This is a genomic window from Parvibaculum sedimenti (assembly GCF_009184905.1).
GTDB classification, from domain to species: Bacteria; Pseudomonadota; Alphaproteobacteria; order Parvibaculales; family Parvibaculaceae; genus Parvibaculum; species Parvibaculum sedimenti.
Map to the genome: position 1 here is coordinate 105626 of NZ_WESC01000010.1, position 12512 is coordinate 118137.

Annotated in this window: 15 protein-coding genes; 14 read left to right on the forward strand and 1 reads right to left on the reverse strand. The window is 61.3% G+C overall.

Going from position 1 to position 12512, the window contains the following annotated elements:
• Positions 1–13 precede the first annotated feature (13 nt).
• The 11 genes from F2P47_RS12340 to F2P47_RS12390 all read left to right on the forward strand — a co-directional run bounded on the left by F2P47_RS12340 (position 14) and on the right by F2P47_RS12390 (position 8451).
• The gene (locus F2P47_RS12340; RefSeq protein WP_152216672.1) at positions 14–493 is read left to right on the forward strand and encodes a nuclear transport factor 2 family protein; all 480 of its coding nucleotides are present in this window, start codon (positions 14–16) and stop codon (positions 491–493) included.
• A 128-nt stretch (positions 494–621) separates the two neighbouring features.
• Positions 622–1809 carry an acyl-CoA dehydrogenase family protein gene (locus tag F2P47_RS12345; RefSeq protein ID WP_152216673.1) on the forward strand — a complete coding sequence of 396 codons (1188 nt, stop codon included), beginning with the start codon at positions 622–624 and terminating at the stop codon, positions 1807–1809.
• A gap of 60 nt (positions 1810–1869) precedes the next feature.
• Positions 1870–3009: an acyl-CoA dehydrogenase family protein gene (locus F2P47_RS12350; RefSeq protein ID WP_152216674.1), complete on the forward strand. Its 1140-nt coding sequence runs from the start codon at positions 1870–1872 to the stop codon at positions 3007–3009.
• A 197-nt stretch (positions 3010–3206) separates the two neighbouring features.
• Entirely contained in the window at positions 3207–3515 is a 309-nt protein-coding gene (locus F2P47_RS12355) for a hypothetical protein (protein WP_152216675.1), read from the forward strand.
• Positions 3515–4180 (forward strand): DUF1007 family protein, encoded by a 666-nt coding sequence (locus F2P47_RS12360; RefSeq protein WP_152216676.1) that lies wholly within the window; start codon positions 3515–3517, stop codon positions 4178–4180. The genes F2P47_RS12355 and F2P47_RS12360 overlap by 1 nt, the downstream gene beginning before the upstream one ends.
• Before the next feature lie 13 nt (positions 4181–4193).
• On the forward strand, positions 4194–5270 hold the full coding sequence (locus F2P47_RS12365) for a nickel/cobalt transporter (RefSeq protein ID WP_152216677.1): 1077 nt from the start codon (positions 4194–4196) through the stop codon (positions 5268–5270).
• A gap of 106 nt (positions 5271–5376) precedes the next feature.
• The gene (locus F2P47_RS12370) at positions 5377–5616 is read left to right on the forward strand and encodes an AMP nucleosidase (RefSeq protein ID WP_152216678.1); all 240 of its coding nucleotides are present in this window, start codon (positions 5377–5379) and stop codon (positions 5614–5616) included.
• Between the two features lie 277 nt (positions 5617–5893).
• Positions 5894–6097 carry a cold-shock protein gene (locus tag F2P47_RS12375; protein ID WP_152216679.1) on the forward strand — a complete coding sequence of 68 codons (204 nt, stop codon included), beginning with the start codon at positions 5894–5896 and terminating at the stop codon, positions 6095–6097.
• A 167-nt stretch (positions 6098–6264) separates the two neighbouring features.
• Positions 6265–7188, forward strand: a complete 924-nt coding sequence (locus F2P47_RS12380; RefSeq protein ID WP_152216680.1) for an alpha/beta hydrolase — start codon at positions 6265–6267, stop codon at positions 7186–7188.
• Positions 7185–7808, forward strand: coding sequence for a glutathione S-transferase family protein (locus F2P47_RS12385; protein ID WP_152216681.1), 624 nt, complete (start codon positions 7185–7187; stop codon positions 7806–7808). Before F2P47_RS12380 ends, F2P47_RS12385 begins: the two co-directional genes overlap by 4 nt.
• A 16-nt stretch (positions 7809–7824) precedes the next feature.
• Entirely contained in the window at positions 7825–8451 is a 627-nt protein-coding gene (locus tag F2P47_RS12390; protein ID WP_152216682.1) for a DedA family protein, read from the forward strand.
• Here the strand turns inward: F2P47_RS12390 and F2P47_RS12395 are convergent.
• Entirely contained in the window at positions 8448–9023 is a 576-nt protein-coding gene (locus F2P47_RS12395) for a YbhB/YbcL family Raf kinase inhibitor-like protein (RefSeq protein WP_185681092.1), read from the reverse strand. The genes F2P47_RS12390 and F2P47_RS12395 overlap by 4 nt on opposite strands.
• Before the next feature lie 510 nt (positions 9024–9533).
• Between F2P47_RS12395 and pstS the strand changes: the two genes are divergently transcribed.
• The 3 genes from pstS to pstA all read left to right on the forward strand — a co-directional run bounded on the left by pstS (position 9534) and on the right by pstA (position 12491).
• The gene (pstS, locus tag F2P47_RS12400) at positions 9534–10577 is read left to right on the forward strand and encodes a phosphate ABC transporter substrate-binding protein PstS (protein ID WP_152216684.1); all 1044 of its coding nucleotides are present in this window, start codon (positions 9534–9536) and stop codon (positions 10575–10577) included.
• A gap of 124 nt (positions 10578–10701) precedes the next feature.
• A complete protein-coding gene (gene pstC, locus F2P47_RS12405) occupies positions 10702–11649 on the forward strand; it encodes a phosphate ABC transporter permease subunit PstC (RefSeq protein WP_246176871.1) in 948 nt (315 codons plus the stop codon).
• A complete protein-coding gene (gene pstA / locus F2P47_RS12410; protein ID WP_152216686.1) occupies positions 11646–12491 on the forward strand; it encodes a phosphate ABC transporter permease PstA in 846 nt (281 codons plus the stop codon). The genes pstC and pstA overlap by 4 nt, the downstream gene beginning before the upstream one ends.
• Positions 12492–12512: the final 21 nt, after the last annotated feature.

The following is a 12512-nucleotide window of genomic DNA, read 5'->3' on the forward strand; positions in this document are numbered from 1 at the left end:
GGGGAGAGCGGTGATGACGCAGGACGAATTCGCCGCTCTCCTAGCACGATTCTCCGCCGCCGCTACGGCGGGCGACGGCAAGGCATTCGCCGAATGCTTCACCGAGGATGGCGTCTATCACGACTACATCTATGGCGATCACAAGGGCCGCGCCGAAATCGCGCATATGCTCGAAGAATATTTCCATCGCGATGCGCGCGATTACGACTGGCGTATGCTCGACCCTGTTTGCAACGGCAATCTCGGCTATGCATGGTCGCTGTCGAAATTCGTCTCGACGGTTCCGGCCTATGAAGGCAAGCAAGTCGTCATCGACGGCATGAGCCGTTTCGAACTGAAGGACGGGCTCATTTCCGACTACCGTGAAAGCGTGAATGGCGGTGTCGCGATGGCGCAGCTAGGTGTCGATGAGCCGAGGCTCGTCGGTGTGCTGCGCCGCTGGGCCCGGCAATTGCGCGAGCGGCCCGAAGTCGAGCGCTATCTCCGCCGATAGACGCAATTTACCTATGGATTATTGCGGCACAGCTTCCGCACGCACCGTCATTGTCAATTGCCTAAGACTTTCCGGCTGATATTCTGCCACCCCGCAATTGAAATCCTGTTCGTATCGAGGAGACATCAATGGAACCCATCGAGAAGTTCCGCCAGGAAACGCGCGAATGGCTGGAGGCGAATTGCCCCGCTTCGATGCGCACATCCATGCCCGAGGAAGAAACGCCATGGGGCGGACGCAACGCGACATGGGCCAATCCAGATTCGAAAGTCTGGCTCGATCGCATGGCGTCGCGCGGCTGGACCGCACCGACATGGCCCAGGGAATATGGCGGTGGCGGCCTGACGAAGGAGGAAAGCCTCGTCCTAGGCCAGGAGATGCGCCGCATCAAGGCGCGCCAGCCGCTATCGAGCTTCGGCCTCTGGATGCTTGGGCCGGCCCTTCTCGAATTCGCCAATGAAGAGCAGAAGCGCGAGCACCTGCCGCCGATCGTGCGCGGCGAGATCCGCTGGTGCCAGGGCTATTCGGAACCGGGCGCGGGCTCCGACCTCGCCGGTCTTCAGACCAAGGCCGAGGACAAGGGCGACTATTACCTCGTCAATGGCCAGAAGATCTGGACCTCCTATGCGGACAAGGCCGACTGGATTTTCTGCCTCGTGCGCACGGACACGGCGAAGAAGCATGACGGCATCAGCTTCCTGCTTTTCGACATGACGACGCCGGGCGTCGAAGCGCGGCCGATCACCATGATCTCCGGCGCCTCGCCCTTCTGCGAAACCTTCTTTACCGATGTGAAGGTGCCGAAAAAGAATCTCGTCGGCGAACTCAACAAAGGCTGGACGATAGCGAAGCGCCTGCTCCAGCACGAGCGCGACATGATCTCCGGCATGGGCCTCGGCTCGGGCGTCGGCAGCTCCGCGAGCCTCGAAGCGCTGGCGAAGGATTATTTCGGCGAAGCCAATGGCCGCGTCGCTTCGGCCGCGCTGCGCGAGCACATCGCCAAGCAGAAGATGGACGGAAAGGCCTTCGCGCTGACATTGCAGCGCACGGCGGAAGAAGCGAAGGCGGGCATCGGCACCGGCGCCGCCTCGTCGATCTTCAAATATTACGGCACCGAGCTCAACAAGCGCCGCTACGAGCTCCTGCTCGAAATTCTCGGCACGCAGGGTCTCGGCTGGGAAGGCGAAGGCTTCACCGAAGAGGAACTTGGCGTCACACGCTCCTGGCTCCGCTCCAAGGGCAATTCCATCGAAGGCGGCACGTCGGAAGTGCAGCTCAACGTGGTGGCCAAGCGCGTGCTCGGACTGCCGGACTGAGGCGCGGCACCGCTTCGACGCCCCCTCTCCGCATCAACGATAACTAAAAGAGTATTTTCGATGGCATTGGTACTGACCGAGGAACAACAGCTTCTTCGCGACACGGCAACCCAGTTCTTTCAGGAGCGCGTTCCCGTTGCCAACCTGCGCAGGCTTCGCGATACGAAAGAGCCCGCCGGCTTCGACCGCGGCGCCTGGAAGGAAATGGCCGATCTCGGCTTCGCGGGCATCCTGATCTCGGAGAAATACGGCGGCACGGATTTCGGCCCCGTCGGTCTCGGCCTCGTACTCGAACAGGCGGGACGCACGCTCGCCGCGAGCCCGCTCGTCTCGACGGTTCTTCTCTGCGGTTCGGCCGTGCAGCTTGCGGGCAGCGCGACGCAGCGTCAGGACATTCTTCCCGCCATCGCGGCCGGCGAGCTCATCATGGCGCTCGCGCTGGAAGAAGGCCCGCACCACAATCCGACGCATATAGCGACGCGCGCCGTGGCTGAGGGATCCTCCTATCGCATCTCCGGCAAGAAGACTTTCGTGCTCGATGGCCACGTCGCCGACCGCCTGATCGTTGCCGCGCGTACATCGGGCAAGGACGATGACAAGTCGGGCATCACGCTCTTCCTCGTCGATGCGAAGACCAAGGGTGTTTCGATCGAACGAACCTTGATGGTCGACAGCCGCAACGCCGCGAACATCTCCTTCGACAACGTCGTCGTCTCCGCCGACAACGTGCTCGGCTCTGTCGATGGTGGCACGGACGTGCTCGATCAGGTTCTCGACATTGCCCGCATCGGGCTTTCGGCAGAACTTCTCGGCCTTGTGCAGGCGGTGTTCGACCAGACGGTCGACTACCTGAAGGAGCGCAAGCAGTTCGGCGTCGTGATCGGCTCGTTCCAGGCGCTGAAGCACCGCGCTGCCGACATGTTCGCCGAGATCGAGCTGTGCCGCTCGGTTGTGCTCGACGCGCTTTCCGCGCTCGAAGCGCGGCGAAACGACGTACCGCAGGCGGCGAGCCTCGCCAAGGCGCGGCTTTCCGATACGGCCCGCGTCGTCACCAATGAGGGCCTCCAGATGCATGGCGGCATGGGCATGACCGACCAGTTCGATGTCGGCCTTTATATGAAGCGCGCCCGCGTCGCCGCCGCCACCTTCGGCGATGGCAATTTCCACCGGGATCGATACGCCACGCTGGAAGGCTTCTGAACGGCCTGCCGCCCGCCGGAAACACCGGCGGGCGGTCTTGTTTCCGGTCATTATGGCCGCGAAACGCAACCGAACACTTGTTTGAGCGGTCTGCCTTCCCAAATTTAATGATGGCTTTCTTGACAGGCCCCGCGCCCCGGTATGTGCTTGGGCGCAGAGTTCCCGCAAGGGAACACCCCAGATTCGGAGTATGAGCCATGCGCAAGATCACTCTTGCAGCTCTCGCCGGCGCCGCGGGCCTCCTGGCCGCCACGCCGTCATTCGCCTTCACGACCTATCAGGTGCAGACCGACGGCGCCAACGCCGCGCAATACACCGACCAGAGCGTGGGCAATGCGAGCAACAATGGCGGCTTCAACTTCTCCATGAAGAGCAGCCAAGACGCGACCGATAACTTCGGTACGCCCGGCTATTACAACAACGTCGACAATACCAATTCCCAGCAGGCCCCCTCGCGTGACATGGGCTGGCAGGGTACGGGCTATTACCTTCGCCCCAATAACTGATGCTCTCGAAATTCCCGGCCAAAGCGCGATGTCTCAGCATCGCGCTTTTTCTTTGGATGAGCGGACTGACGCCCGCCCTCGCGCATCCGCATGTCTGGATCGACATGAAGACGGACCTCGCCTTCAACGACCAGAGGCAGCTGACCGCACTCACGGTCACATGGACCTTCGACGAATTCTATTCCGCCTTCGCGGTCGAGGATTTCAAAAAGACGTCTGATGGCGGCTATGCAACCTCCGACCTCAACAAGCTTGTCGACGTCAATCTGACGAACCTGAAGGACTGGAACTATTTCACCGAGGTGACCGCCAACGGCAAGCAGGTGAAATTCGGCACTGCAAAGAATGCCGGGGCGAGCTACGACAAGAAGCTCGGCCGCTTCACGATGATCTTCACCGTACCGCTGGCGACTCCGGTTGCGGCTACGGCTGCGGCGCCCGTCCAGTTCCGCATCTACGATCCAAGTTTCTATATCGCGATCGATTATGTGAAGACCGATCCGATCCATATGATTTCGGGCGCGCATGACGGCTGCGCCGTCACGACCAAGATTCCCAATGCGGAAAAGATCTGGACCAGCCTGCCTGAAAGCGCCTTCACCGGAACGAAGAATGCCGGACTCGGCAGGAATTTCGCATCCACGGCAACTTTGATCTGCAAGTAAGAGGACTAGACGCATGCGCGTTGGGAGTATCGGACGATCATTCGCCCTTCTCTGCATGCTGTTTCTTTTCGCGCCAGGCGGAACGGCACTCGCCGCGCAGCCCTTCGCGATGCCCGGCGCGCCCGGTGAGGCAGCACCCGCCGCTTCTTCTGGACAGCCGGAAAACGGGGCAGCGGAAGCGCAACCGAACGGTGTGTGGCACTTCATCGCCAAGCCGCTCGTCTATGCCATGACCGTGCAGCAACGCTATTACCGCAGCCTTGCCAGCGCGCTACGTGAAGTTTCCAACGAACATTCGCTCGCCGCCGCGTGGACGCTCGTCTCACTCTCCTTTGTCTACGGCATTTTTCATGCCGTCGGTCCCGGCCACGGCAAGGTCATCGTCACCTCCTATCTGCTGGCCGACGAGCGCGAGGTGAAGCGCGGTGTGCTGATCGCCTTCATGTCGTCTTTCACGCAGGCCGTGACCGCCATTGTCGCGGTGGGCGCTCTCTCCGTCCTTCTTGGCTTCACGCGCCGCAGCGTTGCGGACGCCGTGCCCATGATCGAGCAGGTGAGCTTCGTGCTGGTGACGGGGCTCGGCGCATGGCTTTTCTGGCGCGCGCTGAAACGCGGCCGCGGACACGGCCATCACCTTCATGCGCATGTGGGACACGCCCACCACGCCCATGACCATGACCATGACCATGAATGCGATCACGGATGCGGACACTCCCATCTGCCGGCGCCGCAAGAGCTCGACGCGAATCCCGGCTGGCGAGGCATTGCGGCGATGATCCTCGCCGTCGGCCTTCGCCCCTGTACGGGTGCGGTCCTTGTTCTCCTCTTTGCGCTTGCGCAAGGGACCTTCGCCATTGGCGCCCTATCGGCCTTTGCCATGTCGGTCGGGACGGCGATCACCGTTTCGACGCTGGCCGTCATGACTGTCTTTTCGAAAAACACGGCGCTCCGTATCTCCAGCCGAACCGACAATCCCTGGACTCGACGTATCGAGCGTGGGCTCGAACTCGGCGGGGGGCTCTTTATCCTGGCCATGGGTCTATTCCTGCTGGCGGGCTCACTTCTCGCCCCAGCGCAACCCCTGCTCTGAGCGAACCGGATACTCGACAAGCACGCCCCCCCGCCGCATACTGCGCCCGCGCCGGGCGAGGCCTCGCGCCATCGATCCAGTATTCAGCGAACGACGAGACACCGGTATGGCCGACGAGACAAAAACCAGCAATCTGCCCGAACGCATCACCGTGCTGGCCCGGGAGTTCACGCCCGCCGCCATGGAGTTCCATCGCCGGAACATGAGCGAGAAGGGCTATCGCATGGAGGGCCAGATCGTTCAGCGCCGGTTCCAGATGATCGAGGGCCTGGGCGCTCCCAAGGACCTTTTCGACGGCGAGCTTTTCTACGCCGCCACCTTCGTTCGCAAGGGCGACGAGCAGTAATCCCTTCGCGTCTGCAAATGGGACAGGGTCAAATTTCCCCACATAACCAAGGATTTGCGGGCGTCGCAAAAGACGTCCGTGAGTGCCCCGTCGTGGCCAAACGCTGTTGACTTGGACAAACTAATCTTGTCTGCTTTGTCGGCAATCGACATTTTGGCCTGCCTTGGCTGATTTGCCCTACGGGCCTTTCAAGACACTTCCAAAAATCAGGTTGTCATCATCAGCCGCGCGATGGGAGCGTGGTTATTACCGCACGCAAGTGCGCAAGGAGACCCAAATGGCTACTGGTACTGTGAAGTGGTTCAACGCTCAGAAGGGCTACGGCTTCATTCAGCCGTCCGACGGAGGTCGCGATGTGTTCGTGCACATCAGCGCCGTGGAGCGCGCTGGCCTCAGCACGCTCAACGAAGGTCAGAAGATCAACTATGAGCTCGTGACCGAAAAGGGCAAGACATCGGCCGCGAACCTCACGGTCGCGTAACTCGCCTTCGGCTTTGCAAAAATCGGTGGCCGGGCCTTGTGCCCGGCCATTTTGTTTTGAGGCCCCTGCCTCATCTGGCGCTCCTTGACAGGCCGCGCCCAGACCGATTGCATCGGCCCACAAGCATTGCACACCAATAACCGGCGCCAAGCCCCGGGGGGATCCAAATGAGCCTGCAGCTTCTTCTCATCAATCCGATGATGCGTTTTCAGGTGAAACGCCGCTTCAAGAAAAACCCGGATGTGATGACGCTTCGCCCCGTCATGCAGGCGATGGAGCCGCAGAACGCGAAGCTTCCCGCCGACGTCACCGCGCAGCAGATAACGCTTGGCGGCGTACCCGTCGAAAAGCTCACTGCGACGGCGGCCGAAAGCAGCGGCGCCTTCTTCTACATCCATGGTGGCGGCTGGGTTGCCGGATCGCCGCGCACTCATCGTCCGCTCACACACCGGCTCGCAACGCAGACAGGCATGGCCGTCTACGCCGTTGATTACAGGCTCGCGCCGGAGCATGTCTTCCCGGCGGGTCTCGACGATTGCGTCGCGGCCTATCGTGCCCTTCTCGAAGAAGTGCCTGCGCATGAGATCGTGGTCGGCGGCGACAGCGCGGGCGGCAATCTCGCCCTCGCCCTTGCGCTTCGCCTCAAGGCCGAAGGCATTCCACTACCCGCTGCACTTGTCTGCCTTTCTCCCGCGACGGATCTCGCGGCGACAGGCGGGTCACGCATCAGCAATGCCAAGCGCGATGCTCTTTTTGTCGAGGAAATGATGGAAACGGTGGAAGGCCGTTACTGCCCCGGCGCCGATCCGCTCAATCCCTATATCTCGCCGCTTCATGGTGACGTTGCCAATCTTCCGCCCACGCTCTTCCATGTCGGGGACACGGAAATGTTACTCGACGACTCCACGCGCATGGCCGACAAGATGCGCGCGGCGGCGGTGTCCGTGACGATCAAGGTCTGGCCCAAGGTGCCACATGTCTGGCACCTCATGGCGGATCTTCTGCCGGAAGCCCGGCAGGCGATCGACGAGATCGTCGTCTTTGTCCAGATACATCGGCGCGCCGCGTCCGGATTGGAGAAGGCTTCATGATCAAGGTTCATCACCTCAACAATTCGCGCTCCCAGCGCATCCTCTGGTTGCTGGAGGAACTGGACCTTCCTTATGAGATCGTCCACTACCAACGCGATGCCGTGACCAATCTCGCACCGCCGGAGTTGAAGGCGATCCATCCGCTCGGCAAATCGCCCGTCATCACGGATGGCGACCTCACCGTCGCGGAGTCGGGCGCCATCGTCGAATATCTGGTGCGCAAATATGGCAAGGGCCGGCTCACGCCTGCCGAGACTTCGCCGGACTATGTGCCCTATCTCCAGTGGATGCATTTCGCGGAAGGCTCTGCCATGCTTCCGCTTCTGCTTGCGCTTTATGTCGGCCGCCTCGGCGATGCGGGCGCGCCGCTCCATCCGCGTATCTTTGGCGAAATCGCGAACCACCTCTCCTACATGAACAATGCCATTGAAAAAGGTGGCTATCTGCTGGGCGACGAATTCAGCGCCGCCGACATTCTCAACTCCTTCGTGCTAGAGGCGGCAAAGGTGCGCGGCCTTCTCGGCGACTATCCGAACCTCATCAATCTTCTTGCACGCCTTCAGGAGCGGCCCGCCTATCAGCGTGCGCTGACGCGTGGCGGTCCTTATGCCTTCGCCTGAGAAAGGGCTCTGAACGGTGGGTGACCATGTCCATGTGCTTGTCGAATTCATCAGGCTGCATGCCGAGTGGACTGGCCCCATCATCTTTCTCGTCGCATTCGGCGAGTCCTTCGCCTTTGTGAGCCTTTTCGTTCCCGGCACGGCAATCATGGTCGCCGCCGGAACGCTAGTCCATGACGGCACAGTGCCCATTGTTCCGCTGCTCGTTGGCGGCATTATGGGCGCGACGCTGGGTGACGGCATTTCCTATTGGCTGGGCCTTCGCTTCGGCCATCTCGTCCCCGACATGTGGCCCTTCAGGACGCGGCCCGAGCTTCTCGCCAACGGGCATCGCTTTTTCGAGAAGCACGGCGGCAAGAGCGTCTTCATCGGACGTTTCTTCGGTCCCGTGCGCGCGGTCATTCCACTCATCGCGGGCATGATGGAAATGCCGGCGGGACGCTTCTGGTTGGCGAACATCCTCTCCGGTCTGATCTGGGCGCCGATCCTTCTCATACCCGGCATCGCGGCGACCTCCATCTGGCAATTGCTGGAGCGAGAGGAAGGCTGGACACCCTATGCGCTCACGGGCGCCTTCCTCGTCGTTGCCACCGCGGCCTGGATCGTCTGGACCTGCGGAGGGAAAAACGGCCGGCGGGGCTAGGGACGCCCGTACAGAAACACGATCGATCCTGTTGCAAGCGCATGTTGCCGAAAGAGCACCGCCGCCTTCGCACCCGTCGCCGTGGCGTCGAGGGCGACATTCGCCTCATCGAGCGCGTAAACCGTCAGCACATAATGATGTGGCGTGTCGCCTTGCGGCGGACACGGCCCCTGATAACCGTTCTCGCCGAAATCGCCTGTGCCTTGCACCACACCGGCGGGCATCCCTCCGCTTCGGCTCGCTCCCTCCGGCAAGTTGCCGACGGAGGCCGGAATGCCGAAGACGATCCAGTGCCACCAGCCGCGTCCGCCGCCCGCATCCGGATCGAACATCGTCAGGGCGAAGCTCTTCGTCCCCTTCGGAGTGTTTCGCCAGAAAATGTCCGGCGAAACGTTCTCGCCGCCGCATCGACCATCGACGAATCTGGTCGAGGGCAGTCCTGCGCCCTCCCTCAGCGAGTGGCTTTCGACCCGGAGCGATGTCGATCCGGCCATGACCGTGTGACCGTCGCTCGCAACAAGTGCCGCGATGGCGGACAGAAGCAAACTCACAAGAACGCGGCGCTTTTTCATGGACATTTCTCCCGGTCATCCTCGCACGAACCATGCAAGACCCTACAATGTTCCCGGTTATGACTGCCGCACTGTTACAAAACCATGATTTGCCCTCACCGTGTCGAAACGGCATTTGTTTAGGTGATGACCGCACCTTCGGACACATGCCCGACCGAAAACCTTGCCCCCGACCGCGAGGTTTTTGTCGTTGAGCATCGTTCGGGGCGCATAGCGTCGCAAGGGTCAGGTCATTGCGGCATCGGCATTTCCGCCGTTTCCGGCTCGATGGAGAAGGCTCCGGTGAGACAGGTGCGAATCTGTTCCCCGGTTCAACCGGAACCCGGTTTTCGTCCAGAAACAGCTCTCCTCAGGGGGGCCCAAACCACTATGGCGAGCAACATGACACGGCGCTTTCAGTGTGAAGCTTTCGCGTCATGGGTCGGATCGCCTCGATACGTCATCAAATCGTCACTGAACCGTCGTAGTCAGGGGGGCACTCGCCGCCGGCTCGACAGAGGAAACAACACCATGCTGAAATCTCTTGCAAAATTGGGCCGGGCGAGTCTCTTCGCCGTTTCCGCCCTTGTTGTTGCGACTGCGGCGAACGCAGGCGACATTTCCGGCGCTGGCGCCACCTTCCCCTATCCGATCTACGCGAAATGGGCCGATGCCTACAAAAAGGAAACCGGCATCGGCTTGAACTACCAGTCGATCGGCTCCGGCGGCGGCATCAAGCAGATCAAGGCGAAGACCGTCGACTTCGGCGCCTCCGATGCGCCGCTCAAGGGCGAAGACCTGAGCTCGATCGGTCTCGCGCAATTCCCGATGGTGATGGGTGCAATCGTCCCCGTCGTCAATCTTCCGGGCGTGAAGCCGGGCGAGATGAAGCTCACGGGCCACGTCCTCGCTGAAATCTATCTCGGCAACATCACGAAGTGGAACGATCCCCAGATCGTGAAGATCAACAAGGGCGTCAATCTCCCGGACAGCTCCATTGCGGTCGTTCACCGTTCGGACGGGTCGGGCACGACCTTCAATTTCGCCTACTACCTCAACGCCGTGGATGCCAAGTGGTCTTCGGTCGGCGTCAACACCTCGCTTGAATGGCCGGTCGGTCTCGGCGGCAAGGGCAATGAAGGCGTGTCGGCTCTCGTCGGGCAGACGCAGGGTTCGATCGGCTATGTCGAATATGCCTATGCGCTCCAGAACCACCTGACCTACACGGACATGATCAACAAGGCCGGCAAGACCGTTTCGCCGAGCCTCAAGACCATCCAGGCCGCTGCCGCCAACGCCAATTGGTCGAGCGTCCCCGGCTTCGGCGTCATCCTCGCCGACCAGCCCGGCGCCGACAGCTGGCCGATGACGGCCGCGACTTTCATCCTCGTCTACAAGGCGCAGGACAAGCCGGAAAATGCCAAGGCGGTGCTGAACTTCTTCAGCTGGTGCTACGACAAGGGCGACAAGATGGCCGAAGACCTCATCTACGTCCCGATGCCGGACAATGTCGTCGAGATGGTCAAGAAGAGCTGGTCCGAGGTCAAGGACGCCAGCGGCAAGCCGGTTCTCTAAGGCTCGCTCACTTCTCCGAGGCTTCAATGCAATGAAAGTGGGGAGGAAGCGTAAAGCTCCCTCCCCATCTCATGGCCGGGAACGTATTATGCTCGAAATTGCCACTCTCGACCGGGAAAAGTCCATGCAAAGCAGAAGAAGCCGCTTCGGCATGCGCCTCGGCGACCCAGTCTTCCGCGGTGTCACTTTCGCCTTCACCGTGTTTGTGCTGCTTATCCTGGGTGGCGTCATTGCGGTTCTCTTCGACGGTGCATGGCCTGCCCTTCACAAGTTCGGTCCGGCCTTCGTCTGGGCGTCCGGCTGGAACCCTGTCACCGAGAAATTCGGTGCGCTGGTGCCGCTTGTCGGCACGATCATCACATCGATCATCGCGATGGTGATAGGCGTCCCCTTCAGCTTCGGCCTCGCCTTCTTCCTCACCGAGATCTGCCCGCACAAGATTCGTCAGCCCATCGCCATCGCGATCGAGTTGCTGGCCGCCGTGCCGAGCATCATCTACGGTATCTGGGGTCTCTTCGTTCTCGCCCCGCTCTTCCAGCACTACGTCGAGCCTTTCCTGATTTCCACGCTTGGCTCCGTCCCCGTCCTCGGCATGTTCTTTCAGGGACCGCCCATCGGCATCGGCATGCTGCTTGCCGGTCTGATTCTCGGTCTGATGGTTCTGCCCTTCATCACGGCGGTCATGCGCGAAGTCTTTCTCAGCGTTCCGCCCGTCCTGCGCGAATCGGCCTATGGCCTCGGCGCGACGCGGTGGGAGGTCGTCTGGCGCGTGGTTCTGCCCTATTGCCGCACCGGCGTGGTCGGCGGCGTGATGCTCGGCCTCGGCCGCGCGCTCGGCGAGACCATGGCTGTCACCTTCGTCATCGGCAACGCCCACCGCCTCAGTGCCTCCCTGCTCGCACCGGGCACAACGATCTCGGCAGCGCTCGCCAATGAATTCACCGAAGCCGACGGCGAAATTTACACTGCCTCTCTGATCGGGCTTGGCCTCGTCCTCTTCGTGCTGACCTTCTTCGTGCTCGCCATCGGCAAGCGCCTTCTTCTGCGTTCGACGAAAGGAACGCTCGCATGAACCGCGCCGTCGTCAACCGCCGTCACCGCAACGACAAGATCATCACCGTTCTCTCTCTCGTGATGACCGGCTTCGTTCTCTTCACGCTCAGCACCATCCTCATCACGCTGTTCTGGAACGGCATCCAGGCCATCAAGCCCTCGCTCTTTCTCGAAAGCACGCCACCTCCCGGCAGTGAGGGCGGACTCGCCAACGCGATTGTCGGCAGCCTCATGATGACGGGCCTCGGCATCGCCATCGCAACGCCGGTTGGCGTTCTTGCCGGCACCTTCCTCGCCGAATATGCCCGACATAGCCGACTTGCGGAGATGGTGCGCTTCATCAACGACATTCTGCTGAGCGCGCCCTCAATCATTATCGGCCTTTTCGTCTACGGCATCGTCGTTATCGGCATGGGACATTTCTCGGGCTGGGCGGGCGTCGCGGCGCTGGCGATCATCGCCATCCCGATCATCGTGCGCACGACCGAGGACATGCTGTCGCTCATCCCCGACGCACTCCGGGAGGCGGGCGCCGCGCTCGGCACGCCGCGCTGGATGGTCATCACGAGCATTAGCTACCGTGCGGCCTTTCAGGGCATCCTGACAGGCATTCTGCTCGCCGTTGCCCGCGTCAGCGGCGAAACCGCGCCGCTGCTCTTCACCGCGCTCAACAACCAGTTCTGGAGCACCAATCTCAACGCTCCACTGGCCAATCTTCCCGTCGTTATCTTCCAGTTCGCCATGAGCCCATATGAGGATTGGCGCAACCTGGCCTGGGGCGGCGCGCTTCTCATCACCACGGCGGTTCTTGCGCTCAATATCGCCGCCCGATTCTCTGCAAAACAAAAGGCACGCTCATGACCAGCGATATAGCCATCGAAC

Bases quoted from the DNA above. Each gene is read 5' to 3' on its own strand.
- F2P47_RS12340 (WP_152216672.1), top strand. From the start codon at position 14: ATGACGCAGGACGAATTCGCCGCTCTCCTAGCACGATTCTCCGCCGCC.
- F2P47_RS12345 (WP_152216673.1), top strand. From the start codon at position 622: ATGGAACCCATCGAGAAGTTCCGCCAGGAAACGCGCGAATGGCTGGAG.
- F2P47_RS12350 (WP_152216674.1), top strand. From the start codon at position 1,870: ATGGCATTGGTACTGACCGAGGAACAACAGCTTCTTCGCGACACGGCA.
- F2P47_RS12355 (WP_152216675.1), top strand. From the start codon at position 3,207: ATGCGCAAGATCACTCTTGCAGCTCTCGCCGGCGCCGCGGGCCTCCTG.
- F2P47_RS12360 (WP_152216676.1), top strand. From the start codon at position 3,515: ATGCTCTCGAAATTCCCGGCCAAAGCGCGATGTCTCAGCATCGCGCTT.
- F2P47_RS12365 (WP_152216677.1), top strand. From the start codon at position 4,194: ATGCGCGTTGGGAGTATCGGACGATCATTCGCCCTTCTCTGCATGCTG.
- F2P47_RS12370 (WP_152216678.1), top strand. From the start codon at position 5,377: ATGGCCGACGAGACAAAAACCAGCAATCTGCCCGAACGCATCACCGTG.
- F2P47_RS12375 (WP_152216679.1), top strand. From the start codon at position 5,894: ATGGCTACTGGTACTGTGAAGTGGTTCAACGCTCAGAAGGGCTACGGC.
- F2P47_RS12380 (WP_152216680.1), top strand. From the start codon at position 6,265: ATGAGCCTGCAGCTTCTTCTCATCAATCCGATGATGCGTTTTCAGGTG.
- F2P47_RS12385 (WP_152216681.1), top strand. From the start codon at position 7,185: ATGATCAAGGTTCATCACCTCAACAATTCGCGCTCCCAGCGCATCCTC.
- F2P47_RS12395 (WP_185681092.1), bottom strand. From the start codon at position 9,023: ATGAAAAAGCGCCGCGTTCTTGTGAGTTTGCTTCTGTCCGCCATCGCG.
- pstS (WP_152216684.1), top strand. From the start codon at position 9,534: ATGCTGAAATCTCTTGCAAAATTGGGCCGGGCGAGTCTCTTCGCCGTT.
- pstC (WP_246176871.1), top strand. From the start codon at position 10,702: ATGCAAAGCAGAAGAAGCCGCTTCGGCATGCGCCTCGGCGACCCAGTC.
- pstA (WP_152216686.1), top strand. From the start codon at position 11,646: ATGAACCGCGCCGTCGTCAACCGCCGTCACCGCAACGACAAGATCATC.